The sequence below is a fragment of the Ureibacillus thermophilus genome (assembly GCF_004331915.1).
GTDB lineage: Bacteria > Bacillota > Bacilli > Bacillales_A > Planococcaceae > Ureibacillus > Ureibacillus thermophilus.
The window spans coordinates 507402-530151 of the sequence record NZ_CP036528.1 but is presented as its reverse complement, the minus strand read 5'-3'; the positions used below and the strand labels follow the sequence as shown (position 1 = coordinate 530151).

The following is a 22750-nucleotide window of genomic DNA, read 5'->3' as shown; positions in this document are numbered from 1 at the left end:
AGGAGTCGCCCCGTCACTTCAATCAATTTTTAGTTATATCAAATATTTATCAAAACCCTTTCAACTACCCCTTTAATTTTTTGTTTATGTCCCAGCCTCTCAACAAATGCATATTTTATACTGTTACAAGCAATGTCGGCTCTTCTGCATCCGTATCATGCAAATGCAAAAATTCCCCTTCTTTAATCCCGTATGATGCCAATACTTGTTTCACCGTCATACGGGCAAGTTCTTTCATGTTGTTTTCTTTGCTTAGATGGGATAAATACACATGGGTTGGCTTTTCTTCCACCACTTCGCTGATGGCCACACCTGCATCTTCATTGGAAACATGCCCTACATCGCTTAATATGCGGCGTTTGATGGACCATGGATATTTCCCCATTTGCAGCATGCCTACATCATGATTGCTTTCAAACACAAAGGCGTCAGCACCGCGGATAATTCCCTTCATCCGGTCACTTACATACCCCGTATCTGTGATGATGGCCAGCTTTCGCCCATTCTCATGAAACACATAAAACATCGGGTCCACCGCATCATGAGACACCGCAAAGGATTCAATATCCAAAGAACCGAATGATTGCACCGATTCCATTTGAAACAGAAAGCGTTGATCATTGGGAATATTTCCTACATGCTCTTCTAAAACTTTCCACGTTTTTTCATTGGCATAAATCGGAAGTTGGTATTTTCTTGCTAACACACCGAGTCCTTTAATATGGTCACTATGTTCATGGGTCACCAAAATGCCTGATAAATTTTTTATATCTCGTCCAATTTTAGAAAAAAGCTGCTCGATTTTCCGTCCACTCAAGCCAGCGTCCACTAAAAAGGCATGGTTGTCTGTTTCTACATAAATGGCATTTCCCGTACTGCCGCTTGCTAACACACTAAACCGCATTTGCTACACCCTATTCTTCTTCTATTTCTTTCAATTGTTCTAGTTCGTCTGTTTCATCTTCGTCTACTGTTAAATCGGACTGCACATCGATAATTTTTCCATCTACGGCATTCACAAAATATTCTTCTTCCGAATCTGCCGCAGTCACAACCCGCACTTTCCAAGTAGGCACAAATACTTGGGTTTGCGTCAATTGCACAAGAGTGGAATAGCCAAGTTTAATTTCTGCAATATGGGAGTTCGGTTTTAATAAGTCTCGTGCATATAAAATTTGAATTACTTGATATGGCGGAAGAAGAGTTTCTTCGTCTTCAAATTCTTCAAAATCACTTAGCATGGTCTGTTCATATTTCGTCACTTCTAAATCTTCATTCCAGTAAATTGTAACAATTCCATGGATGTTGTAATAGATAGTTTTATCATCAAAATTTTGAAAGAAAATGGCCGTCCTCTCTTCTTCATTGATTTTCCATACTGTATAGAAAGAGCCCTTATATACATTGTTTTTGATAAATTCATTGAAAATCGATTTTTCTTTTATATTTCGAAGTTTCACCGGTTCTTTTAGAGTGACAATCAATTTGTTACTGTCTTCGATTGTGGCTTGTTGAACGTTTTTCAGTTGAAAATTTTCTTCTTTAAAATTTGTGACTTTTGCCGAAATGTAAGGGGCTGTTTCAACTGTCGGCAACAAATTATAAGTAATTTGATCATCCTTTAATCTTGCTTCAATGGTTTTCCCGCCGGATACTTTCACTTGCTGGGCTTCAATATGCCGGTTCAAGTAGAGAGAGAACAGGAACATATCTAATATAAAAAACACAATGATGAAAATGGTTTTGGATTTACTCCAGTCCATTATTTCCCCCTCCTATCGCTTCCGGCGTTATGCGTTTCCAGCTCCCTTGACTTACAGCAAACCAACTTGGCTCTAACGTAAACAATAAATCATTGTCATTTGGTTTCAAATAGTATCCAAGAATGATATCATCCACTTCATCCAATTGAAGTTGTTTATTCTTTTGAATAAACTCAATGACTTGAAGCCCTGAAGTCATTTTCCGCTGAATTTTTTCCGAATTGATATCTAAATCAAGGATAAAATATGGCCTTTTATAGCGGAATAATTGATTTTCTCCCCAAGTCGTCGTAATTCTTGTCGTTGTATCAACGCTAAAAACAGGAAATCCTTGCTTGTATAATTGATATTCTACTACGTGTTTCTGATTATTAATGGAAGTTAGCCGATAATCGCCAGTAAAACCTCCATGCTCATTGACAAATTCATAGCTGTCTAATAGCAATCGGGAGGAAGGCAATTCTACCAAGCTTTCAGAAGAAGGGTTCACATAATTTAAATAACGGTTTTTTACATCCACCGTCATCAGCGTCATACCATCCGTATATTTCACTAAATCTTGGTTCTCAACATTTTTCCGGACAATTGACGGGTCATAGAATAATATATCCCTAAAGGTATCCGCATGAATTTCGTCAATATAATACGTGTATTGGACTAATTCGATTTCATCCTTAGGGATATATAGGGATAAACCGTTGGAACGTTCAATTTCCTGATATGCAACAAGCCCCTTTAATGTATTTAAAACAGTGGATTGGAAGTATATGTCGCTCATCTTAACTTCTGTGCTATACAAGGTGCGGCTTTCCTCGCTTAAAAAATAAACCATCAATGTCTTATTCGCATTCATTTTGCTCCAATCCAAAATGATTTTATTAAAACTCATTTCCGGCAATTCATCTTGAGAAAATGGCACGATGGAGTGGAACACTTTTACCGGCACTTTTTCAGAAAAAAATAAGGTGATTCGCTGGTTTGCCCGAATAAATTCATTGATTTTTTTATCGGACATATTATTTTGAACTGGGATGAGGTCAGAAAACTTCCAGTCGGTCATCATTTCCACAAAATCGTTGATCGTTGTCGAGCCGATTGTTCCTTTCCATTCATTCTGCTCTCTCATGATAATTCGGTAAGGTTTTATAATTTCTGCAAGCTCCTTTTTCTTCCCGACCACCAATTGATCCACTTGCTGCGATTCTTCAATCACTTGAAGGCTTGGTGTATAGGTCCAAATTGAAAATGTTAAGACAATGCTTAATAGGACGAGGAAAAGAAGCACTATGGATTTGATTTGCTCAATATACCTCATTCCCAATCACCAGCCCCATCTATTTCATACGGTAACGTAAAGAAGATGGTTGTTCCTACCCCTTCTTCACTTTCTGCCCAAATTGTTCCATTGTGGGCTTTAATCATTTCTTTTGCAATCGCAAGACCTAATCCGGTTCCCCCCATCGCACGGGAACGGGCTTTATCTACGCGGTAAAACCGATCAAAGATTTTCCCAAGATTTTCTTTTGGGATTCCCATTCCATCATCAGAAATCATCACTTTTAACATATTTCCTTGAACGGTAAAACCAAAACGGATGTTGCCGCCATCAGGAGAATATTTAATTGCATTGGAAATGATATTGTCAATTACTTGCGTTAGCTTATCCGTGTCAATTTCCACAAAATACGGCGTTTCTGGAATATAGCGAATGAATTTCACATTTTGGGATTTCGACATTTCAAAACGGTCAATAATTCGATGGAAGAAGCTGTTAAATTCAACTACTTCTTTGTTTAATTGATAATCCTTCGAATCCATTTTGGATAAATTTAATAAATCATTTACAAGGCGAATCATCCGCTCTGTTTCCGTTTGTACCACATTGATGAAGTGAGGCGCGATGTTTTCATCTTTCCAAGCCCCATCCGCCAATGCTTCCAAATAGCTTCTCATCGTAGTTAAAGGCGTCCGCAATTCATGGGAAACATTCGCTACAAATTCACGGCGTTCCATTTCAATCTTTTCTTGCTCTGTAATGTCATGCAATACGGTAATTAAACCGTTCACAAAACCAGTTTCCTTTTGAATGACGGAAAAACTTGCTCTTAAGATAAGCGGAGATTCTTCTGTGCTGAAATCTAAACTTAATGGTTCTTTCATGTTGATTAAATCTTCAAAACTATATTGATTCTCGATTCCTAAAACAGAAGCGATTGGACGGTTTAATGTATCTTCTCTTGTGACCTTTAAAAAGCTTAATGCTGGATCATTAATCAAAATAATTTTGCCTTTGCGGTCTGTCGCAATAACCCCGTCCGTCATATTAGCCAATACAGATGCCAACTTTCTCCGTTCTGCCTCTGTTGAAGATTGGGCTTCTTGCAAGCGATTTGTTAAATGGTTAAAGGCAATCGCTAATTGACCAATTTCATCGTCCCCATACACTCGTACTTTTCGAGAAAAGTTTCCTCTGGACATCGCTTGAGCTTGCTTACGCATATCCAAGATAGGTCTAGTGATTGTCCGTGCAATTAAAATTCCTAAAATGACTGTAATCACTAAGGATATCGCTGTACCAACCGCAAAAATTCGGTTAATATCGCTCATTTGGTCATAAACTTTTTCAATATTTGACTCGATATAAATAGCACCTATTACTTCACTATCAGCGTCAATCGTGTTTAATATAGGCGTGGCAATAACCCAAACTCTCGTATTTGACTCTGGATCAAGGGCAATTTCTTCTTGGTACGTCTCAGAAGAAAGTACTTTTTTTACAATATCATCGTTGGAACGCTGCCCAATTATCGATTGGTTTTCTGTATCGGAAGTTGCAATGATACGATTTCGGCGATCGATAACCCGTATCTCATTAATATCACCCGTTGCAAATTCACGCAATGCTATATTCAGACTTTGCTCCAAAGTGGGGGTTGTTTCATCCCTCTCCTTAGTCAATTCTTCACGGATGCTGTATTGAATTAAATCAATCCGTTGAAGAATGGAATCTTCAAAGTTGGTTTTTAAACTATCCTCTAATTGATTGGAAAAGTAGATTCCAATAATTTGCAGCGCAATAATAATCAGCAGTACGTAAATTAATACTAGTTTTACATGAATGGAACGGAAAAAACTAACTTTCTGCATTCATCCTACTCCTGTTCAGGATTTCGCAAATAATAGCCTACGCCCCGGCGTGTCACAATCCAAGTTGGGTGGCTTGGGTTATCTTCAATTTTTTCACGCAGACGACGAATCGTTACATCCACTGTTCGAACATCTCCGAAATAATCATAACCCCAAACGGTTTGCAATAAATGTTCTCTCGTCATTACTTGTCCTATGTGCTTTGCTAAATAATGCAAAAGTTCAAATTCACGATGGGTTAATTCGATTGTTTCACCTCGTTTTTGAACGATATAAGCATCTGGCTGAATGATGAGTGAACCAACTGTAATATTATTGGACTCTTCTTTTGCTTCTTCTGTTTGATTTGAAGCTTTTAAACGACGTATATTCGCTTTTACACGGGCAATCAATTCCCTTGTACTAAATGGTTTTGTTACATAATCGTCGGCTCCCATTTCAAGGCCCAATACTTTGTCAATTTCGGAGCCTTTCGCTGTTAGCATAATGATTGGAAAATCATATTTTTTCCGCACTTCCCGGCACACTTCCATCCCATCTTTTTTAGGAAGCATTATATCAAGCAGCATTAAATCCGGCTGCTGTTCTTCCACCATTTTTAATGCTTCTTCTCCATCATAGGCACAAATGACTTTGTACCCTTCCTTCACTAAATTAAACTGTAAAATATCCGCAATGGGTTTTTCATCATCAACAACTAAAATTGTTTTGCCATCCATTTGAAAAATCCTCCTTAAAACTAAAGTAACGGAATCTATATCAATGAATCCTACCTATCTTCTATAAAAAATCTATTAATAAATCTATCATGCTTTGAGTTTTCGTGCATTCAAGAACTATTATAACAAAAATCACCGTCCAAAATTATCGTGTATTATTAAAATTATTTTCTGGGAAATATTTCGACATATTTCTTATTCCTCAAAAATTTCCCAAAAAGAAAAAGGTAATGACAGAAAATCTGCCACTACCTTCATTAAATTAATCTAATACTGCTAACGGATTGATCAGTGATCCACTCTTGCTCACTTCAAAGTGCAAATGAATACCTGTGGAATTTCCAGTTGAACCCATTTTCCCAATAACAGATCCTTGCGGTACTACTTGTCCAACAGATACTTTGATTTCAGATAAATGGGCATATAATGTTATGTAGCCATTATTATGGTTAATGACAATTTTATTGCCATACGTTCCATCCCATCCGGCAAAAGTGACAACGCCATTGTCGCTTGCTTTAATGTTGTAATTGGATGGGCGGGCAATATCAATACCGCGATGGTAACTGCCCCAACGTGATCCCATAGTGCTTGAAATATAACCGCCGTTTGTCGGCCAAATAAAGTTTCCTGTGCCTCTTGATGAAATAACTTTTGTTCCGACTTTTTCAATGTGCTTTACAGGCTCAACTAACACTTTTTCATTGGTTACTTCTTTTTTCGTTACTTCTCCATTCACTTCTGTAACCAGGTAAGATACTTCTTTTTTACCGGGGCTTCCTTCTTGAATCACTTTCTTTTCGCCTTTATACATAGAAGGGTCTTTTTCTATTACTTTTTCAAAGTTCATCGTTTCAGTATTTAATATTTCATATACCACTTGTACATTAATTAAAGGCTTTTCTACTGTTACATTGATTTCTTGTCCAATTTGTAAAAGCGAATCAATTGTAAGACCAGGATTTAATGCTAGCAATTCTTTTGTTGTTAAGCCATGCTCTTTGGCAATTTTCCCAAGAACATCGCCTTCTTTGACAACATAAATTTGTTTTTCAATGGAACCGGTTTTAATGAATTGCACTGCTTCATCTGGTGTTAGAATTTTTGCTGGATTTACTTTTGTTTCTTTACCTGAAATATCTTCTGAAAGAAAAACATCTTTGATTCTTTTTTCATTTTCTTTTAACGGTTGATTTGATTGGTTTTCAGTAGCATCTTTTAATTGTTCAAAGGCGTTTAGTTTTTCTTCCGGAACATATTGAAGCATTAATTTTTTGATGGTTTGTTCATAATCTTCTTTATTTTTTAAGTAAAGAACCGGTGTTCCATTGACTTCTAGCGCATAGGCATCCGTTTGTACTTCCAATTGTTCGTTTAAGGCTTTTAGTGTTTCGTCATCGTTCGGTTTATACGAAAATACTTTTTCAGGAACGATTGTCACTAATGCATCCGCATCAATTTCATAGCCTTTGTATTGTTCACTGGCTTCTTTTTCTTTGGCTTCAATCATTTTGTCTACTTTCTTCTCATCAGATACTGCACCAATATATCTGTCTTCTATATAAATATGATAAATTTTGTCAATCGATTTTAAATCGCCTTCATTCGCAAACGCCAAATTGAACGTAATCGTAGAAAGAAAAACAGCAATTAAACTAATCAATACTCCATATTTATTCTGATGACCTAGATTATGATTACTGTGGCGATTCTTGTCCCATTTGGTATTCATAAACAAGCCCCTTCCAATATCCACCTGGTTATGTATGGGTTTTCATTCCACACTCCCAGTTATAAACTGTATCACAATAGAAAATTGGAATGAATGTTTTAAATGTTTTGTAATGAAAATGTATTATTTCAGCAAATTTTGTTACATAGAGTAAAATCATGACGAATAATGGTAAATTGTTCATTGGAAAAATAAAAAAAGGTTGGGACAAATCAAAAAAACATCATTTTCTCCAAAGAGAAAATGATGTTTTTTTGATATGTTATTAAAATTGATTTCCGTTCCGGGGACGCTTTCCGCGGGCCCGGCTAGACTCTCCTCTGAGTCATTCCTTCGCTCCTCGTGGTCTCGAGAGGGATCGTCGCAGGAAAGCTTTGAATTTACTTCCTTGAGCTTGCTCCGCTTTGCGACTAAGCGTGCGCGACAGAAATTTGCCCCGTCACTCCAATCAATTTTTCGTTAGTTCAATTTTTTATCAAAACTCTTTCAGCTGCCCCTATAATTTTTTGTTTATGTCCCAGCCTCTAGTTAAATCGATTATCTCTCTTGGTTTACTCCCAAACATCGTTTACAATGTTTGTTTGTTCTCTAGCTGGGCCTACAGAGAATGTCATTAAAGGAATTCCTGTTAATTCCACAATGCGGTTCACATAGTTTTGTGCATTTTTTGGCAGTTCATCGAAAGAACGTACCCCTGTAATGTCTTCTGTCCATCCTGGAAGTTCTTCAAAAATTGGCTCACATTCCTCAAGAACATGAAGGCTGGCAGGATATTCTGTAATGATTTCATCTTTGTATTTATAAGCAGTGCAAATTTTTACTGTCTCTAAACCTGTTAATACATCTATGGAGTTTAAAGCTAAATCCGTAATGCCTGATACACGGCGAGAATGGCGCACAACTACTGCATCAAACCAGCCGACACGACGAGGACGACCAGTTGTTGTACCATATTCACGGCCGATTTCACGGATATGATGGCCAATTTCATCAAACAATTCAGTTGGGAACGGACCGTCGCCTACACGGGATGTATAAGCTTTGCAAACGCCTACAACTCTTGAAACATGAGAAGGACCAATTCCTGTACCTGTTGTTACACCGCCTGCTACCGGATTGGAAGATGTTACGAACGGATATGTTCCGTGGTCCACATCCAACATAACTCCTTGAGCACCTTCAAATAATACGCGTCCGCCTTTGTCTAAAACGTCGTTTAATACTTTTGATGTATCTGTTACATAATCTTTGATTTGTTGGCCATATCCATAATACTCTTCAAAAATATCTTCAAATTTTAGGCCTTCTACCTCGTAATATTTTTCAAATAAACGGTTTTTCTTTTCGAGATTTTCTCTCAATTTTTGTTCAAATACTTCTTTATCCAATAAATCAGCAATGCGGATTCCCATGCGGGCAATTTTATCTTGATAGCATGGACCAATTCCTTTGCAAGTTGTTCCAATTTTTTTGTCGCCGCGGGCTTCTTCTTCCACTTTATCTTGATAAATATGATAAGGGAGAATAACATGAGCACGGTTGGAAATTCGTAAATTCGATGTATCAACACCGCGTTCTTGCAAACCTTTCAGCTCATTTACTAATGATTTCGGATTGATGACCATTCCATTGCCCATTACAGATGTTTTTTCTTTATAAAAAATGCCGGATGGAATTAAATGCAATTTATATGTTTCTTCGCCAATTTTAATTGTATGTCCAGCATTGTCACCGCCTGAATAACGAGCAATTACATCCGCCTTTTTTGAAAGGAAGTCGGTAATTTTCCCTTTTCCTTCATCTCCCCATTGAGTTCCAACAACAACAACTGAAGTCATTTCAGCACCTCCGCGCATTATGCGTCCTATTATCAAACAGATTCATTTTACAGTGAAATAGGTTATTCGTCAATGTATTCCGGTAAAAAACACGAACAAATTGTATACCAATAAATTGATTGTTCGTGTTTTCGGGAGTATATTATTATGAGGCTTTTTTCTTTATTATGCATGAATGGGCTCTTGCCGCTGAGACCAATCAATATTTAAAAATTTATTAAACTCTTTTTTAAAGGCAAGTGTCACTGTTCCTGTTGGACCATTCCGTTGCTTTGCAATAATAATTTCAATCATATTTTTATTTTCTGTTTCTTTATCATAATAATCATCGCGATAAAGGAAGGCAACAATATCCGCATCTTGCTCAATACTTCCGGATTCACGAATATCGCTCATCATCGGCCGCTTATCTTGTCGTTGTTCCACTCCACGGGATAGCTGGGATAATGCAATGACCGGCACATGCAATTCACGGGCCAAAGCTTTTAGTGAGCGGGATATTTCAGACACTTCCTGCTGACGGTTTTCGCCGCGTCTTCCACTTCCCTGGATTAATTGCAAATAATCGATAACGATCATTCCCAGTCCTTTTTCTTGAGCGAGTCTGCGGCATTTTGCCCGAATTTCATTTACGCGGAGTCCTGGCGTGTCATCAATGTAAATGCCCGCATTGGATAGCGTGCCCATGGCTATGGTTAATTTGCTCCAATCTTCAGGAGAAAGAGCCCCAGTTCTTAATACTTGCGCATCGATATTTCCTTCTGCACAAAGCATCCGCATCACTAGCTGCTCCGCCCCCATCTCGAGGGAGAAAATTGCTACATTTTCCCGCGCTTTAACTGCTACATTTTGAGCAATATTTAAAGCAAAAGCGGTTTTCCCCACTGATGGACGGGCTGCGACAATAATCAAATCATTCCTTTGAAATCCTGCCGTCATGCGGTCTAAATCTGTAAAACCTGTCGGAATGCCTGTAACTTCTCCAGTTCGGTTTTGAAGCTGTTCAATTTTGTCGTAGGTTTGAACAAGAACATCCTTCACGTGTTTGAAATCGCCGGCGTTTTTCCGATTGGCAACTTCCATGATTTTTCTTTCAGCTTCAGATAATAGTTCTTCGACTTCATCTTCCCGCGTAAAACTATCTTCAACGATTTTGGTTGCCGTGCGGATTAATCTTCGTAAAATAGACTTTTCTTCTACAATTTTTGCATAGTAGCTGACGTTCGCAGCTGTAGGAACAGCATTCGCCAACTCCATCAAATAGGAGAGACCACCAACATCCTCAAGCTCTTTTCTTGCTGAAAGCTCCTCCGTTACAGTCACCACATCAATGGCACTACCCTTGTCGCTTAAATCAAGCATCGTTTGGAAAATTTTTTGATGGGCAATGCGATAGAAATCTTCCGGAACTAAAATTTCTGATGCGGTAACTAACGCTTGCGGATCTAAAAATATGGCGCCAAGAACGGATTGCTCCGCTTCATGGTTATGTGGTGGAACGCGATCGATTAGATCACTCATTAAATTTCGCTCCTTATTCTTCCTTCACATGGACTTTTAAAGTCGCTTTTACTTCCGGATGTAATTTTACCGGTACGTTCGTTATACCTAATGAGCGAATGCCTTCATTGCATTCCATTTTTCTTTTATCCACTTTAATACCAAATTGTTTTTGCAAGCTTTCTGAAATTTGTTTTGTTGATACAGAACCGAATAGGCGTCCGCCTTCCCCAGCTTTTGCTTTGATTTCTAGTGTGATGCTTTCCAATTTCTCTTTTAATTCTTTTGCTGCCTGTAATTCTTGGGCTGCAAGTTTTTGTTCATGCTTTTTCTGCGCTTCTAAACGGCTTAACGCTTCTTTTGTCGCTTCAATTGCCAGCCCTTTTTTAATTAAATAGTTTTGTGCATACCCATCTGCAACGTTTTTTACTTCTCCTTTTTTTCCTTGGCCTTTTACATCTTTTAAAAATACAACTTTCATTCTTCCTTGCTCCCTTCCAGTGTTTCAATAATGGCTTTTTTCAATAATGATAAAGCTTCGTCAATGGTTTCAACATCCAATTGGCAGGCGGCATTTGTTAAATGGCCACCGCCGCCTAATTTTTCCATAATCACTTGCACATTGACATCGCCCAATGACCGGGCGCTGATTCCTATTAATCCATCTTGACGATGAGCAATGACAAACGAAGCATTGACATCTTTCATTGTAAGCAAAATATCCGCTGTTTGGGCAATTAATACAGAATCGTACTCTTTCTCTTCTTCTCCGTGGGCAACGGCAATTCCTGGATAGACAAAGCGAACGTTTTGAATAATCTTTGACCGTTCAATAAATGTTTCGATGTCTTCTTTTAATAATCGTTGCACGAGCACTGTGTCGGCTCCGTATGTTCTTAAATAAGACGCTGCTTCAAAGGTTCTCGCCCCAGTTCTCAACGTAAAACTCTTAGTATCAACAATGATTCCGGCAAGCAGTGCAGTCGCTTCCAATTTTGTAAGTTTTTCATCATCCGGCTGATATTCCAATAGCTCAGTTACAAGTTCGGAAGTAGAGGAAGCGTAAGGCTCCATATAAACAAGCGTCGAATTGTTGATGAATTCTTCACCCCGTCGATGATGGTCAATGACAACAATTTTTTCAAATCGTTTTAATAATGTTTCATCAACAACAAGTCTCGGGCGGTGGGTATCGACTACCACTAATAACGATTTTTCAGTCATGATGCTTAAAGCTTCATCGGGTGAAATAAAAAACTTTTCTAATTCCGATTCCTTTTTAATTTCTTTCATCAGCCGCTCAACGCTGCCGTTTAATTCATCAAAATCAATAACAATATAGCCTTCCACTTTGTTCATTTGAGCCATTTTTCTAACTCCGATTCCTGCTCCAATTGAATCCATATCTGGATTTTTGTGACCCATGATAAAGACAAAATCACTATCTTGAATCAAATCTTTAAGAGCATGGGAAATGACGCGGGCTCGAACCCTTGTGCGTTTCTCAACCGGATTTGTTTTACCGCCATAGAATTTTATTTTTCCGTTAGGCTGTTTAATGGCTACTTGGTCGCCGCCTCGGCCCAGCACTAAATCTAAACTTGACTGAGCCAATTCCCCAAGTTCAATCAATGATGGAGAACCAGCGCCAATTCCAATACTTAACGTAAGGGAAAGGTTCTTCTTCGCTGTCTTTTCACGGACATCATCTAAAATGGAAAATTTCTTTTTCTCCAATTCATACAATGTCGCTTCATTTAAAACAGCTAAAAAGCGGTCTGTATTAATTCTTTTTATATAAATATCGTGTTCTTCTGCCCAATCGTTAATGATGGATGTCACCGTCGAACTCGTCATGCTTTTTGTTTGGTCATCCATCGCTTGGGTAATATCATCATAATTATCAATGAATAGAATGGCGATAACTGGACGATTATCATGATATTGTTTTTCTATTGCTACTTGCTCTGTTACATCGAGAAAATATAATAACTTTTCTTCTTTTTTATAAATGACTTTAAATTTTCGATCTTGTATGGTTACAATGCTATGTTTTTTCTCATCGGATTTTCTTATATTTTGCAATTCATCGGATAAAAGGAACAAATCTTGGCCTGTCAATGTAGGCAGTTCCATTAGCCGAGTCATGTAAGGATTTGCCCATTCGATTTCAAATTTATCATTGATTAATACCACTCCGATAGGCATTTCCAATAGGGCTTCCTGACCCACTTTTTTCATTCGGAAGGCTAATGATTCGATATATTTCTCTACCGTAATATGAAAAATTTTTTCTTTTCGCCAATCATGGATAAGAATAATCGCCACTAACAATGTAAACACTGCTCCAACCCATACGTTCAGACTAAATAGTCCAACAATCCCCACTACCCCAAAAAAAGCTAAATGAAGAAGTAGATATATGATTCTCCGCTTCCTGTAAGCATCCATGTAATCAGCCCCTTACTTCCGAATCTTCCCTGACACGTATGAGCGAATATCGAAACCTAAATCTAAAATTCCTATAAGCATCATAAAATTATACAGAGGAATAGCAAAAACCGTTGCTAACCCCTTTATAAATTTAGGTGCTCGATAAGCATCCAATACAAAGTGCAGGAAAGATACACCTTGAATTGTCAACAACATCCATAACACTACGGAAAAATTTAATATAACTACATAAAGTGATGTTCCTATTTCAGGGCGACCAAACAATTGAATCGTTAATACAATTAAATAGATCCATAAAATCGTACGAGGCAAGCGTAAATCTTTAAAAGGACTAAATTTTGGAACAGTGATGCCAAATCGTTTTAAAATAGGCAAATTAATTGAAATTAAGAGAAAGGCGAAGAAGAATACAGCAATCGTTACTGATGCAGGAATAGCCATTTCCATATTTTGAAACATTAAATTCAATGCTTCTTCTGTTATCGCCGACTCGCCGGTAAGATTTTCGGCGATCTTAAAAGATTCCATATAACTATCCCGCATTAATTGGAAAGATTCTTTGATAAAATCTAGATTAAATAGTCTAACAGAAATGACATATTGAATTGCAAAAGTAATTAAGAGCGAAAGTCCAGTCGCCATAAATAAATAGGCTTTGCTTTTCTTTGTTCGCAGCACATCTCCCATGACAACGCCGCATACAGCAAAAATCATGGAAAATGGCAAAATGATAATTCCACCAAAGAAAAAGGTAATGATACATCCAAGCACTCCTAATAAGATGGAAGATGCTCGATTATATTTTGCACTATACCAAGCCAGTGGCAATGGAGCAAACATTGTCGCCACGAAGCTTATAATTGGTACATAATATGCAATTGCAATAAGAATAGCAAATATCGCAATCATCATTGCGCCATGTGTAAGCCTTTGCGTTTGATTGTTCGGCATGAGATACCTTCCTTTTTTACAATTCAATAAATCTTTACATTCGTATATTGTACCATTTTTTATATAGTAGGACAAAATTACGAGAAAGCAAAACCCATTTTAGAGAAAATTATTAAAATCATCTAACCAAAAGATTAGAAAATGTGATGAGCATGAAAAAATTTTTTTATTGATTTTATTCCGCTGTTTGCAGTTCTTTTGGAGCGATTGAATGGAGGAGGTAAACGAACTAAAAAAATAGTATTCGCACCAAATGGGGAAGTAAACGAACTAAAAGGGGGCGCATCCGCACTAAAGGGTGAGGTAAACGAACTAAAAAAGGTTGCATCCGCACTAAAGGGTGAGGTAAACGAGTTCCAGACAAAAAAACCAACAAAAGCGAATTCGCCTTTGTTGGTTCTATTTATGAATTATTTATCTTCCGCTACGAATGGAAGAAGTGCCATGATACGAGCGCGTTTAATTGCTGTAGTTAATTTGCGTTGGTATTTCGCACTTGTGCCAGTTACGCGGCGAGGAAGAATTTTTCCACGTTCAGAGATGAATTTTTTTAGTAAATCTACATCTTTATAGTCGATGTGTGTAATGTTATTTGAAGTAAAGTAGCAAACTTTACGGCGTTTACGACCTCCGCGACGTTGTGCCATTTATTTTCCCTCCTTTTTATATTAGGTTTTCCGTTATCCGAATACCTTAGAACGGTAAATCGTCTTCCGAAACTTCAATTGGACCTTTGCTTGAAGCAAATGGGTCTTCATCAACACGTGTATAATTCGGCTGATTTTGAGGAGGTTGACTTGGGAATGGTGCGCCAAATGGATCTGGTTGCGGACTACCGTATGGAGGTTGACTTGCACCATAGGATGGTTGTCCACCCGGAAATTGTTGGCTCTGTGCACTTCTTGGTTCCAAAAATTGCACGGAATCCGCTACGACTTCCGTTGTATAAACACGTTTGCCATCTGTACCCTCGTAACTGCCTGTTTGGATGCGTCCATCAATTCCGATGAGGCTTCCTTTTCTCATGTAGTTTGCGAGGTTCTCAGCTTGTTTTCGCCATGCTACACAACTAATGAAATCTGCTTCTCTTTCACCCTGTTGGTTCGTAAATGTACGATTTACAGCAACCGTAAAACGGGTTACCGGTACTCCACTTGGCGTGTATCGCAATTCCGGATCTTTCGTCAGCCTACCGACCAATACGACACGATTTATCATTTGACAACCTCCTCTTCAGCATTAAATTCTCACCAGATTATTCTTCGTCACGAACTGCGATATGACGAATAATGTCTTCGTTAATGTTCGCTAAACGGTTGTATTCATCGATTGCTTTTGCTGGAGCATTTACTTTCACGATATGGTAGATACCCTCGCGATATTTTTTAATTTCGTAAGCAAGACGACGTTTGCCCCATTCTTTTGATTCGATGATTTCCGCACCGTTAGAAGTAAGAATTTCATCAAAACGTTGAACTAAAGCTTTTTTGCTTTCTTCTTCAATGTCAGGGCGGATAATGTACATTAATTCATATTTTCTCATCGCATTTTGCACCTCCTTATGGACTTTGGCTCTCCTTTATTTCAAGGGAGCAAGGAGTAAATTCTATTACTCACATCTTTGAATTCTAACATATACTTTTATGAATCGCAACTAACATTGAATCGTTGGAAGCGATTTTCTAGGTTTCTTGATTTCGATATAATGGTGAAAAGGGGTTGAAGTTGTGCGATGGAAGAAAAAGAACCAAGGATTATTGAACTAAATCTCATGAGAATTGCAAAAGTGAATTTTTGGTTAACCATTTTATTAAGTATTCTTTTTTTAGCAGCCAACAGTATGATTCATGGACAGTTTCATTTTCATATAACGTTTTGGAATTTCATGCTATTTCTTACGGGATATTTTGTACTGATTATTTTGCACGAATTATTTCATCAAATTGGATTTGTAATTTTTGGGAAAGCTAAGTGGAAGCAGTTGGATTATGGGATTAATACAAAGCTCGGGGTCGCTTATGCCACAACAAAAAAACCTTTGCCCAATCATGCGATGAAAAAAGCGTTAATGCTGCCCTTTTGGACAACAGGGATGATTCCTTCGATAGCCGGGTTTATTTGCAATAGTCAATTATTGGTTTTATTAGGGGCTTTTTTAATAGCGGGCGCGGTTGGTGATTTTTATATGTATAGAGAACTTCGAAAATTCCCTAAAGATGCCCTTGTAAAAGACGATCCTCTACTCCCTAAACTGTATGTGTATCAATAAAAAAGTGGAATTTACGAAGAAGAGATTATTCCCTTCTTGACGTAAATTCCACTTTATTGATTGCATTATACATTGAATCGGAATAACATGATATCGCCGTCTTGCACGACATAGTCTTTTCCTTCTAAACGGACTTTACCTTGTTCTTTTGCTTGTTGCATGGAACCAGCCGCAACTAAATCCTCAAAGGAAACTGTTTCTGCTCGGATGAAGCCGCGTTCGAAGTCAGAGTGGATGATTCCTGCACATTCCGGAGCTTTCATTCCTTTTTTAAATGTCCAAGCGCGGACTTCTTTTTCACCAGCCGTAAAGTATGTGGCAAGACCAAGTAAATCATAAGCAGCGCGAATGAGTTGGTCTAATCCAGATTCCTTAATGCCTAATTCTTCAAGGAACATTTTCTTTTCTTCATCATCCAGTTGGGCAATTTCTTCTTCAATTTTTGCGCAAACAGTGATGACCTTGGATCCTTCTGCTTCTGCATAAGCGCGGACTTGTTTTACATATTCATTTTCATCCGCATTGGCCACATCCTCTTCTGATACGTTGGCCACATAAAGCATTGGTTTTAATGTTAATAAATTTAATCCTTTGATGATTTTCTTCTCATCTTCCGTTAATTCTACAGAGCGGGCTGGCTTTTCACTTTCAAGAGCTTCTTTCACTTTTAATAAAACTGCTTCTTCCGCCACCGCGTCTTTATCTTTTTGTTTAGCGATTTTGCTTACTCTTTGAAGTCTTTTATCTACCGATTCTAAGTCTGCTAAAATCAACTCTAAGTTAATTACCTCAATATCGGCGATTGGATCAACTTTCCCAGCAACGTGGGTGATGTTTTCATCTTCAAAACAACGAACTACTTGGCAAATCGCATCCACTTCGCGAATATGGGAAAGGAATTTATTTCCCAATCCTTCACCTTTAGAAGCGCCTTTTACGATTCCCGCAATATCTGTAAATTCAAAAGAAGTTGGCACTTTCTTTTGAGGTTTTACAAGCTCTGTTAATTTGTCTAATCGTGGGTCTGGTACATCTACAACGCCAACGTTTGGATCAATCGTTGCAAACGGATAGTTGGCAGCAAGAGCCCCTGCTTTTGTAATAGCATTAAATAATGTAGACTTTCCGACGTTTGGCAGACCGACAATTCCAGCTGTTAGTGACATCGACTCACTACCTTTCTTATATGAAACATAACTATTATTTTTTACACTAGGAATAATTATATTTTCTAAATGCAAATTAAGCAATGAATGTTCTTGAAACCTTGAATAAACCCGTGCTGGTTCGAGTTTTTTGATTGAAATTCATTACTAACTTAGTCAATAAAAGCAACTAACCTTTCCATTAATACAAAAATTAACTCTGAACTAACTTGTTAAAATTTTCATAAAAATTGTTGACAAATAATTTAGATTATGTATATTTATAGACATACGAATAATATTAATTTAACCATAATACTGATACCCTGCTCCAATACAATACCATGGGCAGGGTTTTTTTTATATAAACAAAGGGGTGAAAATGTGAAAAAAAGTGTTGCCATAATTGTTGACGGTCAATTTTTATTGCATCGCTTAAAAGATGCATTAGGATTGTCAAAATATCCGGATGCTACAGTCATCAAGAAATTCCTGTATAATTTGATTATTGAAGAAGAAGAAATATATCGAATATTTTTTTATCAAGGAGAACCAAGTAAACAAAAATCCACAAAACCTATTTCAAAAGAAGAAATTGAATTTAAAGATTCTGAAACAGCTATCTTTTTCTCCAATCTTTTGAATGATTTAGCTAAACAAGAATTAATTGCAGTGAGAGTTGGGGAAACACAGTTTAGAGGTTGGAAATTATAGAAATGGGTAGAAAAGAAAATATTAGAAGACGATTTCAATGAAACTTTAACGGATGATCATTTTACACCAGATTTCCAACAAAAAGGTGTTGATATAAAAATCGGCTTGGATGTAGCTTGGTTATCAAGTAAGTCGTTAGTTGACAGAATTATTTTAATCACAGGAGATTCAGATTTTGTTCCTGCAATGAAGTTTGCAAGACGTGAAGGCTTACAAGTGATTTTGGTTAAAATCGGTCCAAAACATATCAATGAATCTTTAGAAATACATAGTGATTTTATTAGAACTTATAGCAATCAAGATGTACTAGAAATTTGTCTATATTCTACTCACATTAAGTCATAATTTCACATAGAATCTATTTTATTGAAATCTCATAAAACCCAAATTCATCAAAAAACTAAGTGAAAAAGAGGCTGGGACATAAACAAAAAATGAAAGGGGCAGTTGAAAGAGTTTTGATAAAAAATTGATATAACTAAAAATTGATTGGAGTGACGGGGCGACTCCTGCGACGAGCCCTCTCGAGACCACGAGGAGCGAAGTAATGAGCTCCGAGGAGGCTCGAGCCGGGCCCGCGGAAAGCGTCCCCGGAACGGAAATCAATTTTAATAACATATCAAAAAAACATCATTTTCTCCTTGGAGAAAATGATGTTTTTTTAGATTTGTCCCAGCCTCTTTTTATTGTTTATTCATTACTGCTTTTCAATAACAGCAGAATCCCCACAGTGAACTACCCCCACTTAATTTTTTAGCGAAAATTTGAAGTGGGGGCTTCCAAAGAAGTTTGACTGCTTTAAGCAATCCTTATTCTTTGAGGCGTGTCCACTTCGCCGCTAGAGCATAAGACACTCAGGTCTACAGCTTTACTTTTCTTTAAGATGTTTAATGCACCATTTACATCAGCATTGATTAGTTTGCCGGACTTTGTTCGATACAAACCTCGCTTAATACGTTTGCCACTGAACTTATATTCTTTTGGATTGTCGGCATTATATTCAGGAATCTCATCGCCGTCAAAAAAGCTGGCTTGGGACGTATATGATTCTTCCTGCTTAAAGAATTCAATGCCGTAAAATTCACAAAGATACTCTAGTTTTTCTTTTATATTACCGAGAGGAATATTGACAAAGTTTTGATTTGTCTTTTTTCCTAGATTCATATTGCGCTGTAATGTTTCACGTCTGATGTGACACAAGTGGCAAGATTATTTAATCCTAAATCAATCGCCAGTGCTTTTTGGTCATTTAATTCTCTTTGATCTTCAGGCATTTCATATTTGTACTGAATCTCAAAGAACCTGGCATGATGTTTAGGAATGATTTCAATCTGCTTAATCTTTTTGTCAAGTAACATAGGCGGAATCGTTATCGTGATAGGCTTATGAGTCTTTTTATACAGATTCGAATACGGTATCGTGAATTTGTTGCCGTCTATACGAATTTGACCAATGATTAGTGAATGAAAACCATCTTTTTTAAGATATTTTGGGATACTGATAGCCTTGTAGTCATATTTGCCTTGTTTGGCTAGTTTTACTAAGCCAAAGAAAGATTTAAAAGCTTCATTAACCTTTTTTAAAATTTGCTGTGCCATGTTGCTATTCAACAGCTTATAGTTTTCGTTCGTTTTTGCAAGATGATAGTTTTTCTCATAATTAAGAAATTCCTTGTGTTCAAAATAGTATTGTCTAACATTATACAATCCGACGTTGTATATGTTCTTGGCAATACGGCACAGTTCTCTAAGAGTCAAGTATTCTTCTTTGGTCAAACCATTTAGCTGTTGTTTGATACAAAAATACATTTTTTCACCTCCCATCTAACTATATTATACTATACTTTACTGAATCTATATTATTTTCAGTAAATATAGTTAAGGCGATTCATCTCCCACTTACTTCGCTTCGCTTCGTTGAAGTGGGAGTCTTCTCGCCTATTGTAGATAAAATCCGTGGAGATTCTTCTTTATTACAAGGTTCTTTTAAAATTATTCTTCCGCTTCTTGAATGACTTTTTTCATTTTTTTTGTAAATTCGCGGCGAGGAAGCAATACACTGTGGCCGCAGCCTTGGCATTTAATTCGTATATCTGCACCCATCCGGATAATTTTCCAAGCATTTGTTCCGCATGGATGTGGTTTTTTCATTTCCACAATATCATTCAATTTAAATGTTTTTGTCTCCATCATTCTCATCTCCCCTTGACAAGGCTCTACTAGAATCATATATCATCATTTTTGGATATGCCATTGGAATTCCATTTTTCTCTAAGATCTTTTTGACATCCCTTCGAATAATCCTTGCGATTCCATAATGTTGTTGAGGTTTTGTTTCGGCAGTAATGCGAATCGTCATTTCCGCCCCCGCCACATTTTGAACCCCAACGAATTTCGGTACATCCACCAACTCCTCATATTTGGAAGGCAGTGTTTTTAAATATTCTGTTATCAATTTTTCCATTTTTTCAACATCTGCTTCAATGCCGACTTGCATATCGATGATGGCTATAGAGTTATTTAAAGAATAGTTGACCACTTCTGTAATTTGTCCATTCGGAATAATATAAACTTCCCCCGTTATACCAATTATTTTCGTCGTTCTTAACCCGATTTCCGTAACGGTCCCCTCTGCAGAGCTTGCCGTATTAATTCGCACATAATCCCCAACGCCAAATTGGTCTTCAAAGATAATGAAAAATCCGGTAATCACGTCTTTGACTAAGTTTTGCGCACCAAAACCGATGGCTAGACCTGCAATCCCAGCTCCAGCAAGTAAACCCGCAACATTAATATTCAGCGAAGATAAAATGCCGATAATGGCCGCAAAGTACACAATATAAGACAGCACGCTTTGGGACAGTTTTAAAAGGGTTTTTTGCCTTCTCTCTGAATAATTAAGCGGCGCCTTCATACGCAGCTTAAAAAATCGCGCAATTATGCGTTTTCCTATAAATACTACAAGGTAAGAAACAACTAAAATTGCAGTAATTTTTATGGAAGCAACAATCACAAAATCCCAAAACTGTTCACTTGAAAAATAATCCCAAATTATTTGGGTAATATTGACAATATCCTTCGTTTCCTTTTGAACCGTTTCTACAATTTCTATGCTATCTACATTATCTACCGCCATTTTTCCACCTCAAGAATAGAAAAGTAAATTAATGGTTATACTTCTAAAAAATATTATAGACATCATAACAAAATCATATAAGAAAGTGGGAATCGTATGCAGAATACTCCTCAAGAACCATTAAAAATGACGATTCATTATGAAGAAGCAGGAGCTGTCTGGCGTTTAAGCGATTTGTTTTTAGAACATATCCCTTTTGACCATGAAAATCTAGTATTTTGTTGTATCGGCACCGACCGCTCAACCGGCGATGCTTTAGGTCCATTAACCGGAAGCATTCTATCCAACTCCCAGTTTCCATTTCGAATCATCGGCACTTTAGAAAATCCTCTTCATGCTATCAATTTAGCACTTACCGTTGAGGAATTACAACAAATGACTACTACGCCCTTTGTCGTTGCGATAGATGCCTGCCTTGGAAGACAAAAAAGCATTGGTCAAATTATTGTCGAACAGGGACCACTATTTCCTGGAAAAGCAGTTAATAAAGAATTACCTCCCATCGGCGACATTTCCATTAAGGGAGTTGTCAACGTGGGAGGATTTTTGGAAATGCTTGTATTACAAAATACCCGTTTACACATCACTTATTCAATGAGCCATAAAATTGCCCGCGCTCTTTCCCTTGCTTATCAACGCCATTTATTGAAAAGGAAAGAGTATGGCAATCATGACCGCAACGACCACAATGCCCGGGAGCAAATTCGCTACTCGAATTTTGGTTAATCCGGCAATATTTAGTCCAATGGCTAATATCATAACGCCGCCCGTTGCTGTCATTTCTTGAATAAAAAGATTTAACGCTTCTTCAGGTATATATTTGCTTATAAGGCCCGAAAAAACTGCAATGAATCCTTGATAGAAAAATACTGGAAAAGCTGATAATAGCACGCCCATTCCTAATGTAGATGTCAAAATAATGGAAGTAAAACCGTCAATAATTCCTTTTGTAATCAGCACATCATGGTCATTTCTTAAACCGCTGTCCAAGGCGCCGATAATGCCCATTGAACCGATGACAAAAATGAGGGATGCTGTAATAAATCCCTCTGCTATGTTGCTATTGGACTCTTTATTTTTGGTGATTTTTGATTCCACCCATTTTCCAAACCGATTGAATAATGAATCCAAGTCAATCCATTCACCGATTACGGCGCCAACAACTAAGCTAATAATTAAAATGATGAAATTATTTGATTCTAATCCCATTTGGATGCCAAGCAGCGCAACAGCTAAACCGATAATCGATAAAGTGGTATTTTTCATTTTTTCCGGCATATTTCCTAAAAACCGCCCAATGATAGAACCAATCATAATTAATAATGCATTGACCGCTGTTCCAAATAATATCATGTAAATGTCCTCTTTCTTCTAAATAAATGT

The 22750-nt window shown here is 37.4% G+C and carries 22 protein-coding genes and 1 pseudogene; 4 read left to right on the top strand and 19 right to left on the bottom strand.

What is annotated here, in order from left to right; genetic code table 11:
- Positions 1–115 precede the first annotated feature (115 nt).
- The 14 genes from DKZ56_RS02510 to rpsF all read right to left on the bottom strand — a co-directional run bounded on the left by DKZ56_RS02510 (position 116) and on the right by rpsF (position 15647).
- Positions 116–904, bottom strand: coding sequence for an MBL fold metallo-hydrolase (locus DKZ56_RS02510; RefSeq protein ID WP_208651166.1), 789 nt, complete (start codon positions 902–904; stop codon positions 116–118).
- Between the two features lie 10 nt (positions 905–914).
- Positions 915–1763: a two-component system regulatory protein YycI gene (locus DKZ56_RS02505; RefSeq protein WP_208651165.1), complete on the bottom strand. Its 849-nt coding sequence runs from the start codon at positions 1761–1763 to the stop codon at positions 915–917.
- Positions 1750–3078, bottom strand: coding sequence for a YycH family regulatory protein (locus tag DKZ56_RS02500; protein WP_245989621.1), 1329 nt, complete (start codon positions 3076–3078; stop codon positions 1750–1752). Before DKZ56_RS02500 ends, DKZ56_RS02505 begins: the two co-directional genes overlap by 14 nt.
- On the bottom strand, positions 3075–4910 hold the full coding sequence (gene walK / locus DKZ56_RS02495; RefSeq protein ID WP_208651161.1) for a cell wall metabolism sensor histidine kinase WalK: 1836 nt from the start codon (positions 4908–4910) through the stop codon (positions 3075–3077). Before walK ends, DKZ56_RS02500 begins: the two co-directional genes overlap by 4 nt.
- 5 nt (positions 4911–4915) lie before the next feature.
- On the bottom strand, positions 4916–5629 hold the full coding sequence (gene yycF / locus DKZ56_RS02490) for a response regulator YycF (protein ID WP_208651159.1): 714 nt from the start codon (positions 5627–5629) through the stop codon (positions 4916–4918).
- Positions 5630–5891: 262 nt separating this feature from the next.
- On the bottom strand, positions 5892–7361 hold the full coding sequence (locus DKZ56_RS02485) for a peptidoglycan DD-metalloendopeptidase family protein (protein WP_208651157.1): 1470 nt from the start codon (positions 7359–7361) through the stop codon (positions 5892–5894).
- Positions 7362–7912: 551 nt separating this feature from the next.
- Positions 7913–9199 (bottom strand): adenylosuccinate synthase, encoded by a 1287-nt coding sequence (locus tag DKZ56_RS02480; protein WP_208651155.1) that lies wholly within the window; start codon positions 9197–9199, stop codon positions 7913–7915.
- A gap of 165 nt (positions 9200–9364) precedes the next feature.
- Entirely contained in the window at positions 9365–10720 is a 1356-nt protein-coding gene (gene dnaB / locus DKZ56_RS02475; RefSeq protein ID WP_208651154.1) for a replicative DNA helicase, read from the bottom strand.
- A gap of 13 nt (positions 10721–10733) precedes the next feature.
- Positions 10734–11180, bottom strand: a complete 447-nt coding sequence (gene rplI / locus DKZ56_RS02470; RefSeq protein ID WP_208651152.1) for a 50S ribosomal protein L9 — start codon at positions 11178–11180, stop codon at positions 10734–10736.
- Positions 11177–13150 carry a DHH family phosphoesterase gene (locus DKZ56_RS02465; RefSeq protein WP_208651150.1) on the bottom strand — a complete coding sequence of 658 codons (1974 nt, stop codon included), beginning with the start codon at positions 13148–13150 and terminating at the stop codon, positions 11177–11179. The genes rplI and DKZ56_RS02465 overlap by 4 nt, the downstream gene beginning before the upstream one ends.
- Before the next feature lie 12 nt (positions 13151–13162).
- Complete coding sequence (locus DKZ56_RS02460; RefSeq protein ID WP_208651149.1) at positions 13163–14104, bottom strand: YybS family protein; 942 nt, start codon at positions 14102–14104, stop codon at positions 13163–13165.
- Between the two features lie 410 nt (positions 14105–14514).
- Positions 14515–14751: a 30S ribosomal protein S18 gene (gene rpsR, locus DKZ56_RS02455; protein WP_016838914.1), complete on the bottom strand. Its 237-nt coding sequence runs from the start codon at positions 14749–14751 to the stop codon at positions 14515–14517.
- Positions 14752–14797: 46 nt separating this feature from the next.
- On the bottom strand, positions 14798–15322 hold the full coding sequence (gene ssb / locus DKZ56_RS02450) for a single-stranded DNA-binding protein (protein ID WP_208651147.1): 525 nt from the start codon (positions 15320–15322) through the stop codon (positions 14798–14800).
- A 37-nt stretch (positions 15323–15359) separates the two neighbouring features.
- Positions 15360–15647 (bottom strand): 30S ribosomal protein S6, encoded by a 288-nt coding sequence (gene rpsF / locus DKZ56_RS02445; RefSeq protein WP_208651145.1) that lies wholly within the window; start codon positions 15645–15647, stop codon positions 15360–15362.
- A 189-nt stretch (positions 15648–15836) separates the two neighbouring features.
- Between rpsF and DKZ56_RS02440 the strand changes: the two genes are divergently transcribed.
- Positions 15837–16373 (top strand): DUF3267 domain-containing protein, encoded by a 537-nt coding sequence (locus DKZ56_RS02440; RefSeq protein WP_208651144.1) that lies wholly within the window; start codon positions 15837–15839, stop codon positions 16371–16373.
- Positions 16374–16438: 65 nt separating this feature from the next.
- On the opposite strand, the gene ychF is transcribed toward DKZ56_RS02440, so the two are convergent.
- The gene (gene ychF / locus DKZ56_RS02435; RefSeq protein WP_208651142.1) at positions 16439–17539 is read right to left on the bottom strand and encodes a redox-regulated ATPase YchF; all 1101 of its coding nucleotides are present in this window, start codon (positions 17537–17539) and stop codon (positions 16439–16441) included.
- A gap of 363 nt (positions 17540–17902) precedes the next feature.
- Here ychF and DKZ56_RS02430 point away from each other — a divergent pair, with 363 nt between their 5' ends.
- Positions 17903–18232, top strand: a complete 330-nt coding sequence (locus DKZ56_RS02430; protein ID WP_208651140.1) for a hypothetical protein — start codon at positions 17903–17905, stop codon at positions 18230–18232.
- Positions 18233–18250: 18 nt separating this feature from the next.
- Entirely contained in the window at positions 18251–18577 is a 327-nt protein-coding gene (locus DKZ56_RS15890; RefSeq protein ID WP_425471044.1) for an NYN domain-containing protein, read from the top strand.
- A 453-nt stretch (positions 18578–19030) separates the two neighbouring features.
- Here the strand turns inward: DKZ56_RS15890 and DKZ56_RS02420 are convergent.
- The 3 genes and pseudogenes from DKZ56_RS02420 to DKZ56_RS02410 all read right to left on the bottom strand — a co-directional run bounded on the left by DKZ56_RS02420 (position 19031) and on the right by DKZ56_RS02410 (position 21367).
- A pseudogene (locus DKZ56_RS02420) lies at positions 19031–20040 on the bottom strand (RNA-guided endonuclease InsQ/TnpB family protein).
- A gap of 183 nt (positions 20041–20223) precedes the next feature.
- Positions 20224–20421, bottom strand: a complete 198-nt coding sequence (locus tag DKZ56_RS02415; protein WP_208652137.1) for a DUF951 domain-containing protein — start codon at positions 20419–20421, stop codon at positions 20224–20226.
- The gene (locus DKZ56_RS02410; protein ID WP_208651137.1) at positions 20402–21367 is read right to left on the bottom strand and encodes a mechanosensitive ion channel family protein; all 966 of its coding nucleotides are present in this window, start codon (positions 21365–21367) and stop codon (positions 20402–20404) included. Before DKZ56_RS02410 ends, DKZ56_RS02415 begins: the two co-directional genes overlap by 20 nt.
- A 96-nt stretch (positions 21368–21463) precedes the next feature.
- Between DKZ56_RS02410 and yyaC the strand changes: the two genes are divergently transcribed.
- A complete protein-coding gene (gene yyaC / locus DKZ56_RS02405; protein WP_208651135.1) occupies positions 21464–22093 on the top strand; it encodes a spore protease YyaC in 630 nt (209 codons plus the stop codon).
- On the opposite strand, the gene DKZ56_RS02400 is transcribed toward yyaC, so the two are convergent.
- Positions 22010–22720: a DUF554 domain-containing protein gene (locus DKZ56_RS02400; protein WP_208651133.1), complete on the bottom strand. Its 711-nt coding sequence runs from the start codon at positions 22718–22720 to the stop codon at positions 22010–22012. The genes yyaC and DKZ56_RS02400 overlap by 84 nt on opposite strands.
- Between the last annotated feature and the right edge of the window lie 30 nt (positions 22721–22750).

Excerpts from the sequence above, each read along its gene's own strand:
- DKZ56_RS02510 (WP_208651166.1), bottom strand. The coding sequence starts at position 904 with ATGCGGTTTAGTGTGTTAGCAAGCGGCAGTACGGGAAATGCCATTTAT.
- DKZ56_RS02505 (WP_208651165.1), bottom strand. The coding sequence starts at position 1,763 with ATGGACTGGAGTAAATCCAAAACCATTTTCATCATTGTGTTTTTTATA.
- DKZ56_RS02500 (WP_245989621.1), bottom strand. The coding sequence starts at position 3,078 with ATGAGGTATATTGAGCAAATCAAATCCATAGTGCTTCTTTTCCTCGTC.
- walK (WP_208651161.1), bottom strand. The coding sequence starts at position 4,910 with ATGCAGAAAGTTAGTTTTTTCCGTTCCATTCATGTAAAACTAGTATTA.
- yycF (WP_208651159.1), bottom strand. The coding sequence starts at position 5,629 with ATGGATGGCAAAACAATTTTAGTTGTTGATGATGAAAAACCCATTGCG.
- DKZ56_RS02485 (WP_208651157.1), bottom strand. The coding sequence starts at position 7,361 with ATGAATACCAAATGGGACAAGAATCGCCACAGTAATCATAATCTAGGT.
- DKZ56_RS02480 (WP_208651155.1), bottom strand. The coding sequence starts at position 9,199 with ATGACTTCAGTTGTTGTTGTTGGAACTCAATGGGGAGATGAAGGAAAA.
- dnaB (WP_208651154.1), bottom strand. The coding sequence starts at position 10,720 with ATGAGTGATCTAATCGATCGCGTTCCACCACATAACCATGAAGCGGAG.
- rplI (WP_208651152.1), bottom strand. The coding sequence starts at position 11,180 with ATGAAAGTTGTATTTTTAAAAGATGTAAAAGGCCAAGGAAAAAAAGGA.
- DKZ56_RS02465 (WP_208651150.1), bottom strand. The coding sequence starts at position 13,150 with ATGGATGCTTACAGGAAGCGGAGAATCATATATCTACTTCTTCATTTA.
- DKZ56_RS02460 (WP_208651149.1), bottom strand. The coding sequence starts at position 14,104 with ATGCCGAACAATCAAACGCAAAGGCTTACACATGGCGCAATGATGATT.
- rpsR (WP_016838914.1), bottom strand. The coding sequence starts at position 14,751 with ATGGCACAACGTCGCGGAGGTCGTAAACGCCGTAAAGTTTGCTACTTT.
- ssb (WP_208651147.1), bottom strand. The coding sequence starts at position 15,322 with ATGATAAATCGTGTCGTATTGGTCGGTAGGCTGACGAAAGATCCGGAA.
- rpsF (WP_208651145.1), bottom strand. The coding sequence starts at position 15,647 with ATGAGAAAATATGAATTAATGTACATTATCCGCCCTGACATTGAAGAA.
- DKZ56_RS02440 (WP_208651144.1), top strand. The coding sequence starts at position 15,837 with ATGGAAGAAAAAGAACCAAGGATTATTGAACTAAATCTCATGAGAATT.
- ychF (WP_208651142.1), bottom strand. The coding sequence starts at position 17,539 with ATGTCACTAACAGCTGGAATTGTCGGTCTGCCAAACGTCGGAAAGTCT.
- DKZ56_RS02415 (WP_208652137.1), bottom strand. The coding sequence starts at position 20,421 with ATGGAGACAAAAACATTTAAATTGAATGATATTGTGGAAATGAAAAAA.
- DKZ56_RS02410 (WP_208651137.1), bottom strand. The coding sequence starts at position 21,367 with ATGGCGGTAGATAATGTAGATAGCATAGAAATTGTAGAAACGGTTCAA.
- yyaC (WP_208651135.1), top strand. The coding sequence starts at position 21,464 with ATGCAGAATACTCCTCAAGAACCATTAAAAATGACGATTCATTATGAA.
- DKZ56_RS02400 (WP_208651133.1), bottom strand. The coding sequence starts at position 22,720 with ATGATATTATTTGGAACAGCGGTCAATGCATTATTAATTATGATTGGT.